This window comes from Rhizobium sp. LjRoot98, assembly GCF_964252935.1.
Classification (GTDB): domain Bacteria; phylum Pseudomonadota; class Alphaproteobacteria; order Rhizobiales; family Rhizobiaceae; genus Pararhizobium.
This window is the reverse complement of the sequence record NZ_CAXUPW020000009.1, coordinates 152,760-174,186: the sequence shown is the minus strand read 5'-3', so window position 1 is coordinate 174,186 and position 21,427 is coordinate 152,760. Positions and strand designations below refer to the sequence as shown.

At 57.7% G+C, this 21,427-nt stretch carries 19 protein-coding genes and 2 pseudogenes; 13 read left to right on the top strand and 8 right to left on the bottom strand.

Annotated elements, in window-relative coordinates:
• Positions 1-329 precede the first annotated feature (329 nt).
• Positions 330-476 carry a hypothetical protein gene (locus tag ACSQ3J_RS24140; protein WP_436040540.1) on the bottom strand — a complete coding sequence of 49 codons (147 nt, stop codon included), beginning with the start codon at positions 474-476 and terminating at the stop codon, positions 330-332.
• On the opposite strand from ACSQ3J_RS24140, the pseudogene ACSQ3J_RS24135 reads away from it, so the two are divergent.
• The 7 genes and pseudogenes from ACSQ3J_RS24135 to ACSQ3J_RS24105 all read left to right on the top strand — a co-directional run.
• A pseudogene (locus ACSQ3J_RS24135) lies at positions 448-750 on the top strand (transposase zinc-binding domain-containing protein); the annotation flags it as partial. The gene ACSQ3J_RS24140 and the pseudogene ACSQ3J_RS24135 overlap by 29 nt on opposite strands.
• 131 nt (positions 751-881) lie before the next feature.
• Positions 882-1,985: a Fic family protein gene (locus ACSQ3J_RS24130; protein WP_436040493.1), complete on the top strand. Its 1,104-nt coding sequence runs from the start codon at positions 882-884 to the stop codon at positions 1,983-1,985.
• A gap of 1,231 nt (positions 1,986-3,216) precedes the next feature.
• Positions 3,217-3,762 carry a YidB family protein gene (locus tag ACSQ3J_RS24125; protein ID WP_436040492.1) on the top strand — a complete coding sequence of 182 codons (546 nt, stop codon included), beginning with the start codon at positions 3,217-3,219 and terminating at the stop codon, positions 3,760-3,762.
• Between the two features lie 725 nt (positions 3,763-4,487).
• On the top strand, positions 4,488-4,805 hold the full coding sequence (locus ACSQ3J_RS24120) for a hypothetical protein (RefSeq protein ID WP_060501743.1): 318 nt from the start codon (positions 4,488-4,490) through the stop codon (positions 4,803-4,805).
• Positions 4,806-4,850: 45 nt separating this feature from the next.
• Positions 4,851-5,456 (top strand): general stress protein, encoded by a 606-nt coding sequence (locus ACSQ3J_RS24115; RefSeq protein WP_060501741.1) that lies wholly within the window; start codon positions 4,851-4,853, stop codon positions 5,454-5,456.
• A gap of 230 nt (positions 5,457-5,686) precedes the next feature.
• Complete coding sequence (locus tag ACSQ3J_RS24110; RefSeq protein ID WP_436040491.1) at positions 5,687-6,064, top strand: hypothetical protein; 378 nt, start codon at positions 5,687-5,689, stop codon at positions 6,062-6,064.
• 761 nt (positions 6,065-6,825) lie between these two features.
• Positions 6,826-8,892 carry an ATP-dependent helicase gene (locus ACSQ3J_RS24105; protein ID WP_060501736.1) on the top strand — a complete coding sequence of 689 codons (2,067 nt, stop codon included), beginning with the start codon at positions 6,826-6,828 and terminating at the stop codon, positions 8,890-8,892.
• An 18-nt stretch (positions 8,893-8,910) separates the two neighbouring features.
• On the opposite strand, the gene ACSQ3J_RS24100 is transcribed toward ACSQ3J_RS24105, so the two are convergent.
• The 5 genes from ACSQ3J_RS24100 to ACSQ3J_RS24080 all read right to left on the bottom strand — a co-directional run bounded on the left by ACSQ3J_RS24100 (position 8,911) and on the right by ACSQ3J_RS24080 (position 11,102).
• Positions 8,911-9,117 (bottom strand): hypothetical protein, encoded by a 207-nt coding sequence (locus ACSQ3J_RS24100; protein ID WP_060501734.1) that lies wholly within the window; start codon positions 9,115-9,117, stop codon positions 8,911-8,913.
• A gap of 37 nt (positions 9,118-9,154) precedes the next feature.
• On the bottom strand, positions 9,155-9,379 hold the full coding sequence (locus ACSQ3J_RS24095; protein WP_060501733.1) for a hypothetical protein: 225 nt from the start codon (positions 9,377-9,379) through the stop codon (positions 9,155-9,157).
• Positions 9,380-9,490: 111 nt separating this feature from the next.
• Positions 9,491-9,673, bottom strand: coding sequence for a hypothetical protein (locus tag ACSQ3J_RS24090; RefSeq protein WP_156397366.1), 183 nt, complete (start codon positions 9,671-9,673; stop codon positions 9,491-9,493).
• A 191-nt stretch (positions 9,674-9,864) separates the two neighbouring features.
• Entirely contained in the window at positions 9,865-10,845 is a 981-nt protein-coding gene (glsA, locus tag ACSQ3J_RS24085; protein WP_060501732.1) for a glutaminase A, read from the bottom strand.
• 2 nt (positions 10,846-10,847) lie between these two features.
• On the bottom strand, positions 10,848-11,102 hold the full coding sequence (locus ACSQ3J_RS24080) for a hypothetical protein (RefSeq protein ID WP_082511932.1): 255 nt from the start codon (positions 11,100-11,102) through the stop codon (positions 10,848-10,850).
• A gap of 353 nt (positions 11,103-11,455) precedes the next feature.
• Here ACSQ3J_RS24080 and ACSQ3J_RS24075 point away from each other — a divergent pair, with 353 nt between their 5' ends.
• Positions 11,456-11,752: a PRC-barrel domain-containing protein gene (locus tag ACSQ3J_RS24075; RefSeq protein ID WP_060501730.1), complete on the top strand. Its 297-nt coding sequence runs from the start codon at positions 11,456-11,458 to the stop codon at positions 11,750-11,752.
• A 798-nt stretch (positions 11,753-12,550) separates the two neighbouring features.
• Here ACSQ3J_RS24075 and ACSQ3J_RS24070 read toward each other — a convergent pair.
• Positions 12,551-13,282, bottom strand: coding sequence for a prolyl oligopeptidase family serine peptidase (locus tag ACSQ3J_RS24070; protein ID WP_060501728.1), 732 nt, complete (start codon positions 13,280-13,282; stop codon positions 12,551-12,553).
• Between the two features lie 261 nt (positions 13,283-13,543).
• Here ACSQ3J_RS24070 and ACSQ3J_RS24065 point away from each other — a divergent pair, with 261 nt between their 5' ends.
• The 5 genes from ACSQ3J_RS24065 (at position 13,544) to acnA (ending at position 20,283) form a co-directional block, all read left to right on the top strand.
• Positions 13,544-14,515 (top strand): Bug family tripartite tricarboxylate transporter substrate binding protein, encoded by a 972-nt coding sequence (locus ACSQ3J_RS24065; protein ID WP_436040490.1) that lies wholly within the window; start codon positions 13,544-13,546, stop codon positions 14,513-14,515.
• A gap of 56 nt (positions 14,516-14,571) precedes the next feature.
• The gene (locus ACSQ3J_RS24060) at positions 14,572-15,045 is read left to right on the top strand and encodes a tripartite tricarboxylate transporter TctB family protein (RefSeq protein ID WP_060501723.1); all 474 of its coding nucleotides are present in this window, start codon (positions 14,572-14,574) and stop codon (positions 15,043-15,045) included.
• 10 nt (positions 15,046-15,055) lie between these two features.
• A complete protein-coding gene (locus ACSQ3J_RS24055; RefSeq protein ID WP_060501721.1) occupies positions 15,056-16,555 on the top strand; it encodes a tripartite tricarboxylate transporter permease in 1,500 nt (499 codons plus the stop codon).
• 83 nt (positions 16,556-16,638) lie between these two features.
• Complete coding sequence (locus ACSQ3J_RS24050; protein WP_060501719.1) at positions 16,639-17,523, top strand: GntR family transcriptional regulator; 885 nt, start codon at positions 16,639-16,641, stop codon at positions 17,521-17,523.
• A gap of 141 nt (positions 17,524-17,664) precedes the next feature.
• Positions 17,665-20,283, top strand: a complete 2,619-nt coding sequence (gene acnA, locus ACSQ3J_RS24045) for an aconitate hydratase AcnA (RefSeq protein WP_436040489.1) — start codon at positions 17,665-17,667, stop codon at positions 20,281-20,283.
• Between the two features lie 594 nt (positions 20,284-20,877).
• On the opposite strand, the pseudogene ACSQ3J_RS24040 reads toward acnA, so the two are convergent.
• A pseudogene (locus tag ACSQ3J_RS24040) lies at positions 20,878-21,313 on the bottom strand (PPC domain-containing DNA-binding protein).
• Positions 21,314-21,427 lie beyond the last annotated feature (114 nt).

Genomic DNA, 21,427 nt, shown 5'->3' with positions numbered 1-21,427 from the left:
CCCCAATTTAATTGGGCCTCCCTCACTGGCAGTGGCTTCGATCTCTGTGCCACCTTCCGTGATTCACTGTTGGCCTGCTCCAATCGCTTGATCACCTAGCCACATTTGGGGCTGTCAGGGTCATGATCCCCTCAGTCGCCCGCTTGACATGATTTATTGTGAATCAGTGGCTTCAATGACTGAGCATTAACAACTGGTGAAACTGCCCTTCGGCTTTGAGTTTCGTTCAAGCACATAACATCTGCACATTCTTCGCGGAGTAGGTAGGACGAACGGACAGTGGCGGAAAAGCATGTTCCCTGCATGGAACCAGCAAAAGTAACTCACGGTCACGCCGCCACCGAGTAGATGACGGTGCTCGCGACCCGCACGGTGCGAACAGTGACAAGCCCGCTCGACAAGCTCGGCTTGTTCAAGCCGGCAAAGATATCGCCGGACGGCTGAGCCGTGCGCGCCTCTGTCGAGGTCGCCGACATCTTCCGTGCTGCCGGGGCGGCGTACAGGCGTGCGCGCGCAGGACATCTGAGCTTGCCGCAACTGAAGGTGATGTCGGCGGTCGAGAACTGCCGCACTGCTGCCCTCGGCGGTCACGTCGAGGCCTGCGAGGACTGCGGCCAGTGGCGGATCGCCTACAACTCCTGCCGCAATCGGCATTGCCCGAAGTGCCAGGGCGCAGCGGCACGGGCATGGCTTGCCGAGCGCGAGGCCGACCTGCTGCCGGTCGGCTACTTCCACCTCGTTTTCACGTTGGGTCGATACGCCTCAGCGATGGACGGACGCCCCTCCCCTCCTCATTCTCGACAAGCGCGTGATCGATAGGTGTGTTGCTATTGCTCACCATTTTGGGCATTATGAGCTATAGAAGAGGTGCTCTATAACTCATGATATGGAATTGGACGCAACCAGACTGGCCGCAGTTCACATATGACGCCGCTTCCCTCGCCCCCTTAGAGAACCAATTTCTTCTGTCTTCAGGCGAAGTTATCGGAGCGGTACGCCATTTCAAAGACGAGGACCGTGATCTCTTACGCATTGAACTGCTTAGCGACGAGGCAGTGAAAACATCGGAAATTGAAGGCGAAATGCTCGATCGACAAAGCGTGCAGTCTTCATTACGGCGCCAACTCGGTCTCGCGAGCGAGGATCGGCCGGTCAAACCGCAGGAGCGCGGCATCGCCGAAATGATGATTGATGTCTATCAATCATGGCATACGCCACTCGATCACCCAACGCTGTACCGATGGCACGCGATGTTGATGACTGAAAATCGTCACCTTGAAACAATTGGCGGATACCGAACACACGCGGACGCCATGCAGATCGTGTCCGGCCGGCATGACAAGCCGGCCATCCACTATGAAGCTCCTCCTTCGCTACGGATCCCGACGGAAATGGAGAGTTACATTGACTGGTTCAACACCTCGGCGCCCGATGCCGGACTTCCTTTGCCACCGTTAACGCGAGCGGGCCTCGGACACCTCTACTTTGAGAGCATTCATCCGTTTGAAGATGGTAACGGAAGAATTGGTCGAGCGCTTGCGGAAAAGTCTCTGGCTCAAAGTCTGGGGCGGCCAAGCCTTATTGCCTTGGCTCATACGATCGAAAGTGCCCGCAAGACCTACTATGATCAGCTGGAGCGAAATCAACGAACCCTCGATGTTACTGAATGGCTCGCATACTTCGCAGGAACCGTCATCAAAGCGCAAAAGACCACCCTTGAGCGGGTGGCGTTTTATATTGCCAAGGCACACTTCTATGATCGCTTCCGTGGCCGGCTGAATGACCGGCAGGAACAGGCTGTCGCGCGCATGTTCCGGGAAGGCCCCCAGGGCTTCAAAGGAGGACTCAGCGCTGAAAATTATATTGCAATCGCCCGGGCATCACGGGCGACGACAACCCGCGACCTTGCCGATTTGGTGGCGAAAGGCGCCCTGATCCGGACTGGGGAACGCCGGCACACGCGCTATGCATTGAACCTCGACTAACACACACGCCCAATCCGTTTGTGGGACCAACCCACAGCACGGTATGACAAGCATGCGGTAGAAATATTTCCCACCAAAATCCTTGGACGCACTGGGCCCCTCGCCGTCCAAGTCAGATAACGTTGCTTTACCGGACAGCGCTGACCTAGGCCTGCCCGTCGGAAGCCCCTTGCAGGCACGATCTCTCATCTCATCACTTTCAGCGAGAAATCTCCGCCTTCTGCGAAGTGCGCGTTCAAAGACTGCGCTGGAAAACGTTCAGCCCTTTCTCATAAGACCCGTCAGCCATCGACGGCCGCCACCGATCTTGATTGGCCGCATGGACTGGACGGCCGTTGGCCAGGCATGCGGGATTCAACGAGAATTGACGGCGAGTCGAAGAAACAGTTGCGTCCGGGACTTGACGCGATTATCCGCTGGCTCGGGGCCACGTGCCGCCGAGGACATACGATCCATACAACTACGTGCGAATTGGACAACGCGCGTTCCGCGCAAGTCGGAAACTGCTCCGCGCTCCAGGCCGGGACGGATCCTCCCCAACAAGACCTCCGCTTCATCGTCGTCTGCGCCCCAGGGCAACAACCGAAACCGATTAGTCCTCTCCCTGCGCCTTTGTTCGAGGGGACCAATGATCCGGCCAGATTTCAGAATGCACTTGCTTATCAGAAGCGCCAGTTCGCGAGGACTACTGGCAGCGTTACCGCGGATTATTGTCAAGCGGTTTTCGAGAAAACCTTTCCGGACTTTGGCTCCACGCCAACCTGACCTGCTGTGGCTATCCGCGTTGTGGATTCCAAAACATTACACCGTCGTGAACGCTGGGGCTGCGTTGCCGGCCGGATGAAATTGTAGCGGTAAAACCGTCGTTTCCCCGGCGGCCCCGGGATCGAAACCCACGATCCTGACGCGCTCGATTATCTCGGGGTCGCATTGTTCGTCGACACCATTCTCGGTCAGACAATCACGGCGATGATTGTTAGCATTGGCTCATTGAGATCGAAGGGTCTTTTGCGCTATCGGAACCGGCGCCCTTAGAAACGCTTACAGGTGTAGGATCCATCGATACCCAAAGCGCATCACCGCGCGTCGCCGGAATGTGTTGGTACCACTCCATGCGATCCGGCACATCAATATCGTCACGCACCCGATGAATTACTGCGAGCGGGCCCTAGGTTCTTTGACTTGGACGATGCAATCGCGCAACCGTCCGTTTTGCAACAGGGAAAAGACCATGGCAAGCAATGCGTTGAAGGCGCTTCTGGGCGTGCTGGCGGTCGCCGGCTACCAGAACCGGGACAAGATTTCAGAGATTCTGAAAGGGCTTCGCAATCCACCCGAGCCAAGCTCTGATGGAACGGCATCCTCTGGGGGGCTCAGTGATATTTTGGGCGGCCTGTCCGGAACAGGATTGGGCGGCCTTGGTGATCTTTTCCGCGGCGGTAACGCGGGTGGACTAGGTCGAGGCTTGGGAGATCTGCTCAGGCAGTTTGAGCAAAAAGGCCAGGGCGAAACAGCCAAGTCTTGGGTCGAGCCAGGGCCGAACAAGCAGGTCGATGACAATCAGCTTTCGGAGGTGCTTGGGCCGGAGATCCTTGACGACCTTGCCAACAAAACGGGCCTGTCGCGTGAGGAAATTCTGAGCCGTCTCAGCCGTGACCTGCCCAGGGCTGTCGATGACTTAACACCGGACGGGCAACTGCCGTTCGACGCGGACGAAGACGGATATCCTGACGGCAAAGCGCAGTCATCGCCGCCAGTCAAGCCGCAGATCGTTTGACTGACCAGCAGAGTCATGTCTGCCGGTTCACGGATGTATGTGATCCCTCCCGCTCCCGGGCCTACTGAGGATAATCCGGGGGCGTTTGGCATCAGACTCATTGGCGTTTTCGCAGAGACAGAAAGGCCACGAGGCGATCCTTGAGATAGGAAATTACCTTTGCCGCGCAGCAGTTATCGCTCCCGGTCCTTCAAAGGAGGCATTGGAGCACCGACGTCGCGTTGAATGGGTATGTCCTTAATGTGATCCTATGCACGCGTGGTGTCAAAGCGAGAAAACAGCAATAGTCTCCTAGAGCTTTCGCGAACGTAACATTCACAAATCAGATCATGTTCATGGAGCTGCTCGCCGCTCAACAAGCCCGTTTTAGATTTCTTTGCCGCGCTGATCAACGCTATGCGGCTCACCACTGCGATGTCCAAACGGATCCTCGCCTTGGTAAGCTATCTTCCTGCCCAAGATCGTTGAGCTCGATCGACGCGCATGCTTGCTCGGTCCCCCGGGAGCCGCAAGAGGCTTAGCATAGCGGCGGCAAAACGGATCGGCCGCCCCGAAGCTGCGTTCCATCTTCTCGCTTTAGAAAGAAACGGTCGCAGCGACCGCCGGCCGGAATTTTGGCGCAAGCAAACAGACTTCAGTACTTCGTCGAAAAGCTGGGGAACTTTCTCGCGTTTGGCTAGTTCCTGCTGGGAGGCCGACGGAATGGCCTAAGTTGAGGAAAAACCATGAAAAAATTGATTTTCGCGACAGCGCTTCTGAGCGCGTCTGCACTGGCAGCTCATGCACAGACTACAACAGCGCCGGCCGCCGCCGGTGATACGCCAGCCGTTGCTACCCCCGACACGGCAAATCCCGCAGCGCCGGTGGAGGGAGCAAACTCGTTCACTGAAGCGCAGGCCAAGGAGCGAATGGAAGCTGCAGGATATTCGCCCGTCAGCGACCTGAAACTCGACGAGCAAGGCGTCTGGCAGGCCATGGGCACAAAGGACGGCAAACCAGTCGCCGTTTCCATGGACTACCAGGGGAACATCGTCTCGAAATAACGTGCAAAACGCGGCTGAAAAAAAAGCTCTGAAAGGTTGAAGACAATGAAAACTGTAACAGGACTGTTTGACAACTACAGCGATGCCAGCACGGCAGTCAGTGCGCTCGAGGCAAGCGGTATCCCGTCGGACGACATCAGTATCGTCTCCAACAATGCGGGCGACAAGCATACCAAGGGCGAGACGAATGCTGCCGAAGGTGCTGGGACCGGCGCGGGCATCGGTGCTGTCGTCGGCGGTGCTGGCGGCCTCCTGGCTGGCCTTGGGATTATGGCTATTCCGGGGGTCGGTCCGGTTGTTGCCGCAGGCTGGCTTGCGGCGACCGCGGCCGGCGTTGCAGCGGGCGCCCTTGCCGGCGGCGCTGCGGGAGGCCTGATCGGAGCGTTGACTGACTCCGGCGTGCCCGAAGAACATGCCCACGTTTTTGCCGAGGGTGTGCGCCGCGGCGGAACATTAGTCACTGCTAAAGTCGACGATACACGCCGCGCGGAAGCAGAGGCGATTTTGAAGCAGACCAACTGGGTGGATCCTGTCGAACGCCGCCAGGCTTATGCAGCGCAGGGTTGGACACGGTTCGACGAAACGGCAGCTCCTTACGGTCCTGACGAAATTGACCGCGAGCGGGAGCGTTACACCCGCCGCACCCTTTGATCCCGTTGACACGCGAAACGATGAAGGGCCGGTTCGTTCCGGCCCCATTCGTCTGCCCGACACAGGAAAATGCAAGACGATGCGGCAGGCGCCCTCGCTCGGGCTCCATCGGTTCGGCATCCTTCGCGTAACCTGGCCGGTGGCCAGCAAGCACTGACCGAATGCGCCGCAATCACATATCCTTCTCGACATGAACCTTTTACGCCGCATGCCGTTTATCTCGATAGCAGATGATCAATCCAAGTGCGAGTTCGCCAACAATCAGTCAAGCTTTGCTCCGGCCCGAAAAGGCCAGACCTGCCGAAAACCGACCTGGCAAAAAGGACAGCCAATTGACCTACATAGCCTCTCCAAAATTTGCATCCGATTCCCCGAACCGCGCGGAAGATTGCGAGCAGTGTTTGACCTCGGCTTTCCTGCATCTCCATGACGCCGTGCCGCCAGAAGACGACATTGGCATTGAAGCCAAACTGGTAAGTTCGGCCGTTGAAGCCGGGTGGGACGAGCATGAAGTCAGAAGGGCCGTGGAGCGCCTTCGAAACCAGCATTTGGAACAGACACCGCATGTTCTGCAAAACCCGGGATATGTCCCGTCCTCATCACTGTAACGCCCGCGGACTACTCTGGTCAGGCATGTGATGCCGCTCCCCAAATCACAACTGGTTCGCTCGCATAGACGATCCCCCCGACTGATATCGGGCCACTCGTTTGGCGTTGCGCCTTGGAAGCGCACGCGTCCTGATGGAAGAGCAGAGCGGGTGGAAAACTTACAGGCCAAGGAAAGCCGGCGGATCTCTCAGTGCTTTGCGCGCCGAGCCTGATCGTAGCATTACCAATCTCGAAACCTAAAACTGCCGCACTGGAAGCGCTGGTTCAGGGCCGAGCGTCGGTGTCTGGTCCCCGCTATCAGTTTTGACTAACCCGATCCTGCGTTCAAGACGGACCATGGCCAGAGGCTCAATGCGTGGTTGGCCCGCGACCCGATGAAATCCCTCGATTTCATTGCAGGCATCGACGTCGGTCATTGGAACATAGGGCGGAAAGCGAAAGACGGGGAACCTCCGAAAACCTTTTTGCCTCCCTGACCACCGACGCGAACGCGTTGGTCAAGCCAACCAACCCGAAGGCGATACCGGTCCTTCTATTTTCCACAGGAAGAAGCAGATGTTTTGTTGCGCTATAACAACGCAGACGGCGGGCAAACGGATGCATTTCTCCACAATGCGGCGAGGCTCCGTGCCTGGATTTGAAACAGAAACGCACAAAACCCAAATCGTGGTTTCCAACGGCGCCTCAAAACGATATGTTCCGTTTTTGTTCGGAGATTAAACCCCCTGCCGAAACCATTCCCAGCCAACCGGGACGCATTATGGCACAAGCCTATCTGGAAAAACTCAACGACCAACAGCGCCGTGCCGTCGAGTATGGCGTTGGCCTGCCGAAAGCCTCGATCGCGGGTCCGTTGTTGATTATCGCGGGCGCGGGATCAGGCAAGACCAATACGCTTGCCCACCGTGTCGCCCATCTCATCGTCAACGGCGCCGACCCCCGGCGTATCCTTTTGATGACGTTTTCACGCCGGGCAGCGTCGGAATTGTCACGGCGGGTGGAACGCATTTGCAGACAGGTGATCGGCAGCAATGCCGCCCTGTTGACAGACGCGCTTTCGTGGGCGGGAACCTTCCATGGCATTGGCGCGCGTCTGCTGCGCATGCACGCAGCACAGATTGGCTTGAATGCCGATTTTACCATCCACGACCGCGAGGATAGTGCCGACTTGATGAACCTTGTGCGGCACGAACTCGGATTTTCGAAAACGGAAACACGGTTTCCCACAAAAGGAACCTGTCTGTCGATCTATTCGCGGACCGTCAATTCCGAGGCTGCGTTGGCCGAGGTCGTGCGCAACCATTATCCTTGGGCGTCGATGTGGCAAGAACAGCTGAAATCTCTGTTCAGTGCCTATGTCGAGGCCAAGCAGAAGCAGAATGTCCTCGATTACGACGATTTGCTGCTCTACTGGGCGCAAATGGTCGCCGATCCGGAACTGGCCGAAGAAATCGGCAACCTTTTCGACCATGTCATGGTCGACGAATATCAGGATACCAACAAGCTTCAATCATCCGTATTGATGGCCTTGAAACCGGGTGGTCATGGCCTAACGGTCGTGGGTGACGATGCGCAATCGATCTACTCGTTTCGCGCAGCCACCGTCCGCAACATCCTCGATTTTCCAGGCTCATTTAGTCCGGCCGCCGATATCATCACGCTCGACCGGAATTACCGGTCGACACAGCCGATTCTTGCCGCCGCCAACGGGGTGATCGATTTGGCGCGCGAGCGTTTCACCAAAAATCTCTGGACCGAGCGCCAATCTGAACAGCGTCCGAAGCTTGTCACCGTAAAAGACGAAATAGATCAGGCGAACTTCATCGTTGACGAGGTCCTCGCAAACCGTGAGGGCGGCATGACGCTGAAGCAACAGGCCGTGCTGTTTCGCACATCGAGCCACAGCGGGCCGCTTGAGGTGGAGTTGACCCGCCGCAACATTCCTTTCGTCAAGTTCGGAGGTCTCAAGTTTCTCGACAGCGCCCATGTCAAGGACATGCTGGCAGCGCTGCGGTTCTCCCAGAACCCACGCGATCGCGTCGCCGGCTTCCGTCTTTTAAACATGCTGCCCGGGATTGGACCGCAGACGGCTGGAAAAATCCTCGATGCGATCGCCGCCGATCCCGAGCCGCTTGTTGCCTTGGGAGAGATCCCGGCTCCGCCGAGATCCTCACAGGATTGGCCGTCTTTTGTCTCCATGCTTCAGACGCTGCGCAAAGCCGAAGCCGGCTGGCCTGCAGAGTTTGGCCTGGCGCGTCTGTGGTATGAGCCCCATCTTGGTCGCATCCATGAGGATGCAGAAACCCGCCTGGCCGACCTGCTGCAGCTTGAACAGATCGCTGCCGGCTACGCATCGCGCGAAAGCTTCTTGACGGAACTGACCCTTGATCCGCCGGATGCGACAAGCGATCAGGCGGGCGTGCCGCTGCTTGACGAAGACTATCTGATCCTGTCGACCATTCACTCGGCAAAGGGCCAGGAATGGCGATCAGTGTTCATGCTCAATGTCGTCGATGGCTGCATCCCCTCCGATCTTGGAGCGGGCACGACCCATGAACTCGAAGAGGAGCGGCGCCTGCTCTATGTCGGCATGACGCGAGCCAAGGACAATCTGGCGCTTGTGACGCCCTTGCGGTTTTTCACGCACAACCAGAACCCGCAGGGCGATCGTCACGTCTTTGCCTCAAGGACACGTTTCATTCCGGCCACCCTTCTGCAGTTTTTCGAGGTTATCCGCTGGCCACTGGTGACACCCGATCGTTCCGGCCGGAGCGCACAACAGATCCGCATCGATGTGGCGGAAAAGATGCGGGGCATGTGGAAATAGCGCCCTGCGGCTGCAGTCCTACATCAATGCTCCAAGATCGAGGAAAGATTGCGTTTGCTCTGCGGTCAGGGCTGCGTCGGTGTAAACACGAAACGCGATGCCCTCGAACTTGAGCTGCTCTGCCCTCATCAATGCCTCGGAATAGGAAAGCTCCGGTTCGTCCCGGCGGTCTTCCCCGGCCGGGTCGAGCGCACTGAGGCAAACGATTTGAAACTGGGTCGTCATTGCAGGGCTTTCCTCTTAAATTGCCGCGAGCGGGGTTCTAGCCCTCGTTTCCATCCGATACGAAATTTTTGGAGACCGCCCGGCTTGCCTCCTCCAGCGACGAAGCGGTGTCGAGCCATCGCGTTTTGACGACGTCATGGATGGCACGCGCAATGTCACTCGTTGGCCAATCCGCGTTTTCCATCTCCAGCACGAGTGCCGTTATCTTTTGATCGATAATTTCGTGGAGATCGTCAGTCTTTTCTGTGTGGGTCGTCTTCATTGGAACCTGCCTCCGTCACTTTCCCAAACGATTGCGGTCGAAGTAGGTTCCCACGTGCGGCTGCATTTCCCGACAGTCGCCGCAGTCATTTCCCGGCCAATGCATGGCCGGTCAGCGCTTAACGGGTATTGGGCCGGACTGGCTTGCTTTCAATTGGAGCCGCGCAGCGCGCAGGCTCTCCGTCTTCAGCCGGTCTGCCGCTCGCTGGTCTTCGATCATCGCCGTTGAGACTGCTTTCGACTGCTCGAACTCTCCTCTTGGAGAGGAACCACGGTGGCGCTTTCCATTTTCCATCTCAACCTCCAAACGCTTGCAAAGAATAGCCGGTGCCCGATCCGGCGCAATTAACTATGACACTTGGGGACCGATTGACGGCCGGCAACGAGACGGAAATCGAGGCGCTCGTTGAAAGAGCCATGCCGCCGCGGATAACGAGGCTGGCCTCCCGCTAAGAGGTACCCTTGCCCTTGCTTTGCGAAACACCATCAGCGCCGGGTTGCACCGAACACAGACCAGTCGGTTTTCGACGTCAAAATTTCGAGGCCGAGGGTTCCAAGCCAGCTGTTCCCCATGGGATCCAGCGCGGGTGACCATACGGCGATCGATGCCTGGTGGGGAGCGATCGCAAGAATCCCACCGCCCACACCGGATTTTGCCGGAAGGCCGACGCGATACGCGAAATCGCCGGAACCGTTATACTGACCGCATAGCATCATGATCGACAAAATGCGGCGTGCCCTGCGTGCAGCCTTGAGTTTGACGGTGTTTCCGCTCGTGCGATCTCCCGGAATGAGAAAGCGGCCAGCCTTGGCAAGCCCGCAACAGTCGAGTGTGATGGCGCATTGATGGATGTAAGCGTCCATGACCTTTTCTACAGGATTCTTGAGGTTACCGTGATGTCTCGCCATGAACATCAGCGATCGATTGAGATCCCCTCCGGTGCGGTCGCTGTCCATGACGCCTTGGTCCAGCGTCATTGTCTCATCGTCCAGCATTCGTTCAACGAACCTTACGACGTGCTTGTTTGGCCCCTGACGCCCACCGATACCGGCAAGGATGTCGCAGACGACCAGTGCGCCTGAATTGATGAACGGGTTGCGCGGCACGCCCTTTGCGCGTTCCAGATCGATGATCGAATTGAACGGGTCGCCGGACGGATCACGGCCAACGCGCTCCCAAACTCTCTCACCAATCGCATCAAGAGCGACCTCAAGCGCGAAGACTTTGGAAATAGATTGGATTGGAAAGGGTGTCTTGGAATTGCCAGCTGCCGCCATTTGCCCGTCCTGCAGGAACACAGCGATGCCGAATTGCTCGAAGTCCCGTTTAACCGGCGCCACTTTGCCGGCTACTTCAGCCTTTGCGGCTGCCTCTTCCAGGAGGTCTGGTGTCGCTTTGCGCACACGGGCCACAACGTCCTCAAGGATTGCCCTGAGAGCATTCTTATCCTTTCCGGTATGCGCCACGATTACGAACCGCCCGGCTTCGGCTGGCTGCCCGCCGACGGCCAGTCGTTCGAGGGTTCGGCGTCGAGGTCGGTGCCGCTATCATCCGCCGGGTCTGGATCACGATCATAGGCTTCGCGCAGACGAACGGCCTCCTGAATGATGATTTCAATAACATCGCCCGCCCGTGCGCCTTTGACGACGAAAGTGTCGACGAAATCTTCAAGCCTCTCACGGACATCGTTGTGCAGGTCCCCGGCCATGTTCGCCTCCATCATACTTGCCTCCATTCCTTAGGGACGTCCTGTTTACCCGCAGAGCAACCAGACGTACCTGACCGCCACGGGCTTTCCGCACCCGCAGGCATGGGCCTGCTCCAGCGTCAGCGATGCCCACCCTGCTAACAGCGAAAAACACAGAAGACTCCCCGAAAACACATGCGAAGCGACAATGTTCCGCCAGTCACGGCTCCGACGTTCGCTCTAGCGCGGTGCGAGCAGAACTATGCTTCGAGGCGCCGCGATCCGACCCCGACCTTCGCACACATGGTCCTTGCAGGCACCTCTCACGGGAACAATTTGTGCGGCGTCGAGTTTGTTCTCGCACACGAAAGTAATCAATGGAGGAAGCAATGGATCATACAAACCACGTCCGCCTCGCGGCTGGCGAGCTCACCGCCGACATTCTCGAAGGCGCCACAGTCTATGGCGCAGACGACTCTAAGGTGGGCACAGTCGATCACGTACATGGTGCAGGCGCTGGTAGCACTGCGATCATCGATGTCGGCGGGTTCCTGGGTATTGGAGCCAAACCGGTTTCGGTCCCGCTGACGGATCTCGAGTTCATGCGGGATGACGATGGCGACGTCCATGCCGTTACCGGATGGACAAAGGACCAGCTGAAGGACATGCCGGAGCATCGGCACTAAGACCGAAACGGAGACAAGCGGCGGGGTCGAAATCCGGCAGCTTGTTGTTCTCTACGATAACGACCTTGCCTGCCGCTTGATTGGCTTGCAACTCTTGGTTCTTTTACGAGTACTCGAACCAGCGACAGCGTGATGCGAACACGCTCGTTGCGCCTTACGCCGACATTTCGTGGATCGCCTAACTGCCCCGGACCTTACGAACCTGAAAATTGCAATTGCACACACTTTTCATAGCCGCAAAGCCTGCCTAAAGGCAGTGAAGCGCGTAGTCATATTTGAGATATCAGCCGCAAAAACTTTGTGGCGTTCAGTTGGCAAGATAGGCAGCACCTTTGGCCGATCGGTCGTGTCTTGCTAACGTGGAGACAAACGCTCTTTCTTTTCTCGCTTACTGTATAGCCGTTGGTCTGCGCCCCGGCCGGATATCTTCTTTACCGCCTCTCCGGCTCAGTCGGACGGGGGCTGGTGTAGGGCTTCGTGCCACTATCGGCGTGATCGTTGGATATTGCGTCCATTCGCCTCCGGTCCCTCTGGGGTCGGGGCCGGGAGAAATCATGTCCTATTCTTCTCGTACTGGGCTTCAACCTCGAGGCCGATCTCTGGAATAACGTCGTGCCGAGCTTGAATGACGTCGTGCCGAGCTTGGCGGACTTTGGCCCGATTGTATATGGGGGCCTTTCGAGGGATACCTCCCTACATGACATGGTTCCACTCCTTCCAGGCTCGATGACCACAACGCGGCGCCAACCTGACGCCTCGCCATTGCCCTTTCGTGGTACGGAAAAAAGATTCAGACATCTACTGTGGCGCGGCCTCAAGGCGCTGCTTCAGAAGCCAATCCCAAAGTTCCGGATCGTTCAGAGCAGCCCACTCGACGCCCGAGTGATCCACGGCTTCCAGAACGCTCAAACGAGCATTCCGCTTCAGACCGACTAAGCGTTCGTAAAGCACGACTGAATCAGACAAGGGAATGACGTCATCGCTTGTGCCATGGAACGCCCAGAAGGACGCCTTGTCATTCGTCCTGCTCAGGTAGTGACGATTACCGCCGCCGGCGATCGGAACGAAAGCGGCAAACTTTTCGGGAAACTGTTCCGCCATCGCCCAAGTGCCGAAGCCGCCGCGGCTGAAGCCCACGACATAGACCCGTGTGCGATCGACACGATACTTCGACATGACCTCGTCGAGCGCAGCTGCCACTTTCTCGATCGGATACAGCAATTCTTCACTTGGGTTCTGGGGTGAAAACACCAGGAAGGGAAATTTCTTGCCATCTTCGATCAGTTTCGGAATGCCGCTCGATCTCACCTTCTCGATATCTGTCCCGCCCTGATCGCCGCCGTGAAGCCACACGACAAGTGGATACACCGTGTCGGACGACGCATAGTCGTCGGGCGTATACATAAGATAACTGAGATCGTTCTTTATGCTCGTGGTCGATCTCACTGCCACCTGCTCGGCATGTGTCACTCCCGCACTGCAGAGTCCGCAGACGGCGGCAAATACCAGCGCCATGATGTTCCGCGTCATTCGATCAGCTCCTCCGTGATGTTCGGCGTATGGGCAGATCAAATGGAGCACACGTCCTAAAACTCAAGCATTGGCGGCCAATTCGAAGACAAACCGTCTATCCCATCAAAGCCACTGCCGTTTGAAACAACTCAGGCTATCACCGAAAAATTTGGAAACGGATGGAAAACTGGCTTCCACCCATATTTACTTTTATAATTATATAATGCAAATTCCGCACGCGGCTCAGGAGGTGAGCCTTACCAGCAGGAGGAAATCGCTGTGCGCAATTATTTTAAAGTCGGACTTCTCGCCGCCCTCGTCGGCGGCACTTTAGGATTGGGACCGCTGCCGGCTTCGTCGCAGGATCTGGAACTGACCATCATGGCGCCCGCCGGTGCTGGCGGCGGATGGGATTCGGCCTCCCGCTCCATGCAGGAAGCCATGATGGCGAGCGGCAATGCAAAGAGCGTCCAGGTCATCAACGTCCCCGGCGCAGGTGGCACGGTCGGTCTTGCCCAGTTTATCGGCTCCGCGAAGGGCAATCCTAGCCAGCTTCTGGTCGCAGGCATCACGCTGGTCGGCGCAAGCATCTCCAACCAGTCGCCGGTCGATCTGACCCAGGTCACCCCGATCGCTCGCTTGACCGGCGACCCGCTCGTGATAGTGGTTCCGAAGGATTCGCCGATTAAGACGATGGACGATCTGCTGGCGACGATTAAGAAGGACGTGGCTACGACAATCTGGGTTGGCGGATCGGCTGGCGGTGCGGATCATATCCTTGCCGCGCTCGTCACCAAGGCAGCGGGTGCAGACCCAAGCAAGATCAACTACGTCGCCTATTCCGGCGGCGGCGAGTCGCTTGCAGCCATGCTCGGTGGTCAGGCGACTGCGGGCGTGTCGGGTTACGGCGAATGGGAAGGCCAGATCAACTCCGGCGACCTTAGAGCGCTGGCGATCTCCTATCCGGAGCCGATCGAAGGCATTGAGGCAAAACCATTGAAAGCGCAGGGCCTTGATATCGAACTCGTCAACTGGCGCGGCATCTTTGCGGGTCCGGGCGTCGAAGGCGCTGATCTCGACGCGCTCAAGTCTGCCGTCGAGAAAACGGTGAAGTCCGCCGAATGGCAGGCAGTCCTCAAAGCCCGCGGTTGGACCGACTACTATGCGCCCTCCGACGAGTTCAAGGCCTTCATCGGCTCGGAAACCGAGCGTGTGAAGACCATCCTCACTTCGATCGGTCTAGCAAACTAACCTGACGAAGCGCGCGGAAGCCGCCAAGTGCCGCTTCCGCGTGCGACGAGGACACCATGACCCAGAAAACTCTTCGCATTCCCAACCGTCCAACGGCGGTGATCGCTGTCGTCCTGTTCACCATGGCTTTCATCACGTATTGGGATGCCAGCCACATGAAGGTTCGAGCAACTTACGGGATGAGCGCCAGCGCGGCGTCTTATTTTGTGGCAATCTTGTTCGTGGTCCTTGCGATCGGCCATCTGATCAGCGCGTTCAAGCCATCCGACATCGAAGTCGAGGCTGCGGATTGGATGGCTGTCGGCTGGATCGGTTTTGCTCTTGCAGGGCTGATCGCATCGATCTGGCTCGGTGGCGGTTTCATCCTGGGCTCGACGCTTCTCTTCGCACTGACCGCGCGGGCGTTTGGTCGCAAGGCCCTTCTCGTCGATCTCTGTCTCGGAGCGGTCATCGGGATCCTGGTGTTTCTTCTCTTCAATAAGCTCCTGACGCTCGCGTTGCCGCAAGGCCCGCTTGAGCGGCTCTTCTGAGGAAGCTCTGATGGATACACTTTCCTTTTTGATCGATGGCTTCGCGCTGGCTATCCAGCCTGCGAACCTTATTTACGCCGCCATCGGCGTCCTGATTGGAACGGCCGTAGGTGTTCTGCCAGGTATCGGGCCGGCACTGACGGTGGCACTTCTGCTTCCCGTGACCTTCAAGCTGGATCCTGGCGGTTCGATCATCATGTTCGCCGGAATTTATTACGGCGGCATGTACGGTGGCTCGACCACTGCGATCCTTCTCAACACGCCCGGCGAAAGCGCATCGGTTGTCACCGCGCTCGAGGGCAACAAGATGGCACGAGCCGGACGCGGCGGACCTGCGCTCGCGACCGCCGCGATCGGCTCGTTCGTGGCGGCCTTGATCGCCACAGCCGGGTTGGCCGTTCTCGCACCCTATTTGGTGAAGATCGCCGTCAAATTTGGTCCCTGGGATTACTTCGGCCTAATGCTGATCGCGTTTGTAACGGTGTCGGCAACATTTGGGTCATCGCCTCTGCGGGGACTGACCAGTCTGGCGTTCGGCCTATGGCTCGGACTGATGGGCATTGACCAGCTAACGGGGCAAGCTCGCCTGACATTCGGTGTTCCGGAACTGCTGGATGGCGTCGAAGTGACCACACTCGCCGTCGGTCTGTTCGCGATCGGCGAAGCGTTCTTCGTGGCGTCGCGTCATCTCTACAAGCCCGAGAAGCCTATCCCAGTGAAGGGCTCGATCTGGATGACCCGAGAAGACTGGAAGCGATCATGGAAGCCATGGCTCCGCGGCACGATGATAGGCTTTCCAATCGGCGCACTTCCTGCCGGCGGCGCGGAAATTCCCACATTCCTGAGCTATACGATCGAGCGCAAGCTGAGCCGGAAGCCGGAAGAATTCGGCCACGGGGCGATCGAAGGCGTCGCCGGTCCGGAAGCTGCGAACAATGCGTCCGCAGCTGGCACGCTGGTTCCATTGCTGACGCTGGGATTGCCGACGTCTGCCACGGCCGCTGTCATGCTCGCTGGCTTCCAGCAGTATAACATCCAGCCGGGTCCCCTGCTGTTCACACAGCACGCCGACCTCGTCTGGGGACTGGTCGCCAGCCTGTTCATCGCCAATGTCATGCTGCTTGTCCTCAACCTGCCTCTGGTCGGGATGTGGGTGAAGCTGCTCAAAATTCCGCTGCCCTGGCTCTATGCTGGCATTCTCGTGTTCGCCTCGATGGGAACCATTGCGGCAAACCCATCCGTGACGGAACTGCTGCTGCTGACGGGTTTCGGGGTCGTCGGATTTGTGATGCGCCGCTATGACTATCCTATCGCTCCCGCAGTTGTCGGTCTGATCCTCGGGCCCCTCGCAGACAGTGCCTTGCGTCGCTCCCTACAGATGAGCCTTGGCGATCCGATGATCCTGTTGCAGCACCCGAGTTCGGCGACCATGATCGGCATAGCCCTTGTTGCCTTGGTCGCACCGTTCGTGTTCAGAGGTCTCTCTAAGTTCCGTCAAGACGAGGACTGACGGCGCAAATCTGTTTGACTGCGCCAGCCGGCGCATATCACTGTGGAAATTCTGACTGAAAGAACAGGTCTTACGGAAAAGCCATGGCCAGAAACAGCCTCTCACCCCGGATCAGCACGGACATCATCCAGTTCGTGAAATCCAACGCGATGCGAAAGGGAGATCATCTGCCTCTGCAGATGTTGGCCGATAATTTCCGCGTGTCGCGTGCTCCAATCATAAGCGCTCTTCAAAAGCTCGAAGAGAGAGGCATCGTGCGAGCTGAGCCGAACCGCGGATATTTCCTTGCGGTGAACGGCGAGGCAATCGACGGTCTCGAGTCTGAGAATGGGCAGACTGGCGCGGGCGACGATGCGATTTATCTCAGGATCGCGGACGATCGCCTGTCCGGTAAGTTTGCCGAGCGCATCAGCGAAAGCGAGTTGATGCGTATCTACGAGGTGCCAAGAACCCGGCTGTTGAAGATCCTTCACCGGATTGCCGACGAGGGATGGATCGAGCGTCTTCCGGGCAATGGATGGTCTTTCAAGCAGACACTCATGTCGAAGAAGAGCTATGAGGAAGGATATGTATTTCGCGCCGTCATCGAGCAGCAGGCGATGCTGCTGCCGACGTTCCAATCGGATGCGGACGGTTTTCGAAGAGCGCGCGAGACACAGACGGAACTTGGAAACGGCGGATACGAACATTGGTCACGGGTCGAAATCTTCAAAGCCAATAACGACTTCCACGAAATGCTTGTCGCGTGTTCCGGAAACGAATTTTTCCTGGACGCGATAAAGCGGATCAACAGACTGCGACGCCTTCTGGAGTACCAGATCACCATCGATCGCAGCCGCCTGCCAAAACAGACGGCAGAGCATTTGCATATCCTCGATCTTCTCGAGAGTGATCGACGATCAGAGGCGGCTGCCTTCCTCTACACCCACATCATGGGTGCCAGCAGGATCAAGACACCGAAAGTGTAATCAGAAGGGGGACCGGGAGGAAACTCGCGCGGCCAAAGGCGTATTACATTTTGTTACGATAAAATGTGATTTATAGATGACCTTGCGACTTCGTTCCTGACGATCCTCTTCCAAAACGGACATGCGATTGAGAGAGTTGGGATGACCATCATATCGAAACTCACGGTAAACGGGGTGGCGTACGACGTCATCGACCTGCCAGCGGAGGTTGGGCACCGGCTTCGGTCGCTCCCCTATATTCACCGCATCCTGTTGGAGAACGTTCTTCGAACAGCAGGCGAAGACGCTGCGAGAGCCAAGGCTGCGATCATTGACTGGCTTGCGACGGGTTCGAGTGAGTTGGAGATTCCTTTTCTTCCCAATCGCGTCATGATGCACGATACCACATGCGGTCCTGCATTGGTTGATATCGCCGGAATGCGGTCGGCGCTGGCAGAAGCGGGTTATGATCCCGCGCTTCTCAATCCCGTTGTCCCGGTGGACGTCTCGACGGACCACTCCCTGGCGGTCGATGCCTATGGCGGGTCTGCGTCGCTCGAACTCAACATGAAACGCGAGTTCGAGCGCAATGCCGAGCGGTATCGCTTCATGAAGTGGGCGACCAATACGCTCACCGGGTTTCGCGTACATCCGCCTGGTACCGGCATCATGCACACACTCAATCTCGAACGCCTCGCGACGGTCGTGTCGACCATCGCGAAGGACGGTCGCCATTGGGCCGCGCCCGACACGTTGATCGGTACGGACAGCCATACGCCGATGATCAACGGCATTGGCGTTCTCGCATGGGGCGTCGGCGGGCTGGAAGCGGAGAGCGTGTTCTTCGGCATGCCCGTGTCGCTCCGGGTGCCTGATGTGGTCGGCGTTCGCCTGACTGGACGTCTCCGCGATGGGGTGCTTGCGACCGATCTTGCGCTGACTGTGACGCATATCCTTCGCAAGAGCGACCTTCAGGACAAGTATGTCGAATTCTTTGGGCGTGGCGTGTCGGCGCTGACGGCCGGCGACCGGTCGGTGGTCGCTAACATGACGCCCGAGTTTGGCGGTAATTCCGGCTACTTTGCGGTCGATGGCCGCACGATTGACTATCTCCGGACGACGGGACGAACGTCGGAGCAGGTCGATCTGGTCGAAGCCTACACAAAGCGCGTCGGGATTTGGTTCGATCCGGAGGAGACACCCCGCTACACGTATGTGGTCGAGATCGATCTATCGGCAATTGAGCCCAGCCTTGCCGGACCGACCCGTCCTCAGGACAGGATATCGGTGGGCGACACTGCTGCGGCGATCGCGTCGATGAAACGCGGAGCGGTGGTTGGTGCCGACACTTCCGAACCAAACGATGGTGCGGTCGCCATCGCGGCTATTACAAGCTGTACCAACACCTCCGATCCGCGACTCGTGATCGCGGCGGGTTTACTGGCGCGAAAGGCGCGGTCTTTTGGTCTTCATCCGGCGCTTTGGGTGAAGACGTCGCTCGCGCCGGGATCGCCCACAGCAGAGCGATACCTGCGGCGGTCGGGGCTATTGGAGGATCTTGAAGCGGTCGGATTCGGGATTGTCGGATACGGCTGTACAACCTGCATTGGCAATTCCGGACCATTGACCGAACCGATCGCCGTCGCAATGACGGAACGAGGAATACTCCCGGTCGCTGTTCTCTCGGGTAACCGAAACTTTCCGGGACGCGTACACCCGCAGCTTGAGGCCGGGTTCCTCGCATCGCCTCCCTTTGTCGTGGCCTTCGCGCTGGCAGGAACCGTCGAACTGAATATTCTGACGGACCCAATCGGTTGGTCGCCCGATGGGCAGGCGGTGACCCTGTCGATGCTGTGGCCAACGAGCGAGGAGATCGACGAAGCCGTTACACTTGCCTCCGATGCGGTGGACTTCAAACCAGCTTATGACGAAGCCGAGGCCAGCAAGGCTTGGCATGATGTCGAGGCGCCCGCGACAGCATTGTTTCCGTGGGACGAGACGTCGACCTACATCCGCAGGCCGCCGTTCGCAGGCTTCGGAAAAGGCAGCTTGCTCGGCACGTACGAGGCGCATCCGCTGATCGTTGTCGGTGACGACATCACGACGGACCATATTTCGCCAGCTGGAGCGATCCCGGCGCAAAGTGAAACGGGCCGGTATCTCGTCGAGCGAGGAGAAGTCCCAACAGACCTTAACGTTCACGCTTCGCGGCGGGGCAACTGGGAAGCGATGGTTCGCGGCTTATATACAAACCGAACTGTTCAAAATCTCCTGGGGAGCGATATTCCACCGGGATCGACAATTCATACGCCATCAGGCGAAGTCCTCCCACTCTGGTTGGCCGCCAATCGCTACGCCGAGAGCAAACAGTCCGTGGTGATTGTTGCTGGCGAACGCTACGGCATGGGTTCGTCGCGAGATTGGGCAGCGAAGGGAGCATCGCTTCTGGGAGCACGCGCGGTCCTTGCTGTAAGCTATGAGCGAATTCACCGTTCCAATCTTATCGGTATGGGCATTCTGCCAATGAGACTGCCGGAGGGTTTGGGACCAGATGAGCTCGCTATGAAGTCGGGTGACATCATTGAGATCCATGCCAAGGAAGACCTGATCTCGCCGCGTTGTCCAATCGGCATTGTCATTAAACGTTATGGGGGCGAGAACACCACATTTAAAGCTGTCGCGGCGATCGAGACGGCCGCTGAGCTCGACACGTTGAAGGCGGGTGGAATTCTGCCGCTAATGTTGAAGAACTTGGTCGAATCCCAACGCAGCGCGATCTAGGGATGGTATGGACCACATTCCCGCACAACACAAATGTCACCTAGCGTTCCGGACATAATCACTTCATTGGCAGACCGATCGCTTCGGAGCGCGATGCAGGTAGTCTGAACGGCTGCGATGGAGGCGCGGACGACGTTCGCGGCTCTGATGAAGCAGACAGCTTGCGACGACATCGCGAAGGACGTGATGGATTGCAAAGATGCGTCAGAGGGTAAAGTCAAGTGACCGATCGAAGAGGCAGTCCGCGCGGGCTGGGCAAAGGCGGAAATTGCAAACGCCCTGGTTGCGGTTTTCTGGGCAAGGCGTTGCTGTCAGGGGGCGAACCAAACACCCAAACCCCGTATCCTGAGGCACCCATTTCGCCCTCCTATACCGCGAAGATCCGTCGTGATTTCGCATCGATCGCGACGCGACCGAAGTCCCCGCCCCAAAACCGTTCGCGGGGATGCAAAGACTTTGGTCTCTTTGCTTCTCCATAGCGGAGCCTTATCGGATCAATGCACCGATCGTGCTCGTCGAAAATGCACGGGATGCACAGACCCTGGGGCTCTCCGTCATTTTAGAGTTCGCGGCTTGAGCGCTGAGATAATACCCCTAGGCTTCTGCCGACAGATCGATCAGTGCAATACCCAGACTTTCGTCTTTCCTGCGGCGAAGATTGGCGGCTGTTTCCCGCACTCGGCCGCACACAGCCCCTGATAAAGTGGCCGCCACGCGTACTGCCATCGGATAGCCCAAGAACCACGTGCAAATGCAAACTGGCCTTGCCGGCGTCGTCAACCGCGATGTCGCCGATCATGCTCAAGACTTCGGATTGCTCAGCGACTGGAATTTCACGGTGCGTCTTGGCCTCAAACTCGAAAAAGGCGACAGTTGCCTCACGAAACGCGCCGATCGCCGTCACGGAGGCAGCCGAAATTTCGTTCTTTTCCGCAAAGGCCACAATGCTGGTGAGCGCTTCATCGCCCTCGTCCAGTACGAGAATGTATGTCCTCCCGCCACCGGCGGAGGTCAGAATTTTCTCTTTCACGATGCTTCCTTTCTTCGACTGAAAGAAGTGAAAGAGCTGGGAGGAGCCAAGTGTGCCCTCCCGTCAGGAACAATGTGCATCTGCTGCCGTTACGCTTCCTTCACATGTGAAAGG

Bases quoted from the DNA above. Each gene is read 5' to 3' on its own strand.
- ACSQ3J_RS24140 (WP_436040540.1), bottom strand. From the start codon at position 476: ATGTCGGCGACCTCGACAGAGGCGCGCACGGCTCAGCCGTCCGGCGAT.
- ACSQ3J_RS24130 (WP_436040493.1), top strand. From the start codon at position 882: ATGATATGGAATTGGACGCAACCAGACTGGCCGCAGTTCACATATGAC.
- ACSQ3J_RS24125 (WP_436040492.1), top strand. From the start codon at position 3,217: ATGGCAAGCAATGCGTTGAAGGCGCTTCTGGGCGTGCTGGCGGTCGCC.
- ACSQ3J_RS24120 (WP_060501743.1), top strand. From the start codon at position 4,488: ATGAAAAAATTGATTTTCGCGACAGCGCTTCTGAGCGCGTCTGCACTG.
- ACSQ3J_RS24115 (WP_060501741.1), top strand. From the start codon at position 4,851: ATGAAAACTGTAACAGGACTGTTTGACAACTACAGCGATGCCAGCACG.
- ACSQ3J_RS24110 (WP_436040491.1), top strand. From the start codon at position 5,687: ATGATCAATCCAAGTGCGAGTTCGCCAACAATCAGTCAAGCTTTGCTC.
- ACSQ3J_RS24105 (WP_060501736.1), top strand. From the start codon at position 6,826: ATGGCACAAGCCTATCTGGAAAAACTCAACGACCAACAGCGCCGTGCC.
- ACSQ3J_RS24100 (WP_060501734.1), bottom strand. From the start codon at position 9,117: ATGACGACCCAGTTTCAAATCGTTTGCCTCAGTGCGCTCGACCCGGCC.
- ACSQ3J_RS24095 (WP_060501733.1), bottom strand. From the start codon at position 9,379: ATGAAGACGACCCACACAGAAAAGACTGACGATCTCCACGAAATTATC.
- ACSQ3J_RS24090 (WP_156397366.1), bottom strand. From the start codon at position 9,673: ATGGAAAATGGAAAGCGCCACCGTGGTTCCTCTCCAAGAGGAGAGTTC.
- ACSQ3J_RS24080 (WP_082511932.1), bottom strand. From the start codon at position 11,102: ATGATGGAGGCGAACATGGCCGGGGACCTGCACAACGATGTCCGTGAG.
- ACSQ3J_RS24075 (WP_060501730.1), top strand. From the start codon at position 11,456: ATGGATCATACAAACCACGTCCGCCTCGCGGCTGGCGAGCTCACCGCC.
- ACSQ3J_RS24070 (WP_060501728.1), bottom strand. From the start codon at position 13,282: ATGACGCGGAACATCATGGCGCTGGTATTTGCCGCCGTCTGCGGACTC.
- ACSQ3J_RS24060 (WP_060501723.1), top strand. From the start codon at position 14,572: ATGACCCAGAAAACTCTTCGCATTCCCAACCGTCCAACGGCGGTGATC.
- ACSQ3J_RS24055 (WP_060501721.1), top strand. From the start codon at position 15,056: ATGGATACACTTTCCTTTTTGATCGATGGCTTCGCGCTGGCTATCCAG.
- ACSQ3J_RS24050 (WP_060501719.1), top strand. From the start codon at position 16,639: ATGGCCAGAAACAGCCTCTCACCCCGGATCAGCACGGACATCATCCAG.
- acnA (WP_436040489.1), top strand. From the start codon at position 17,665: ATGACCATCATATCGAAACTCACGGTAAACGGGGTGGCGTACGACGTC.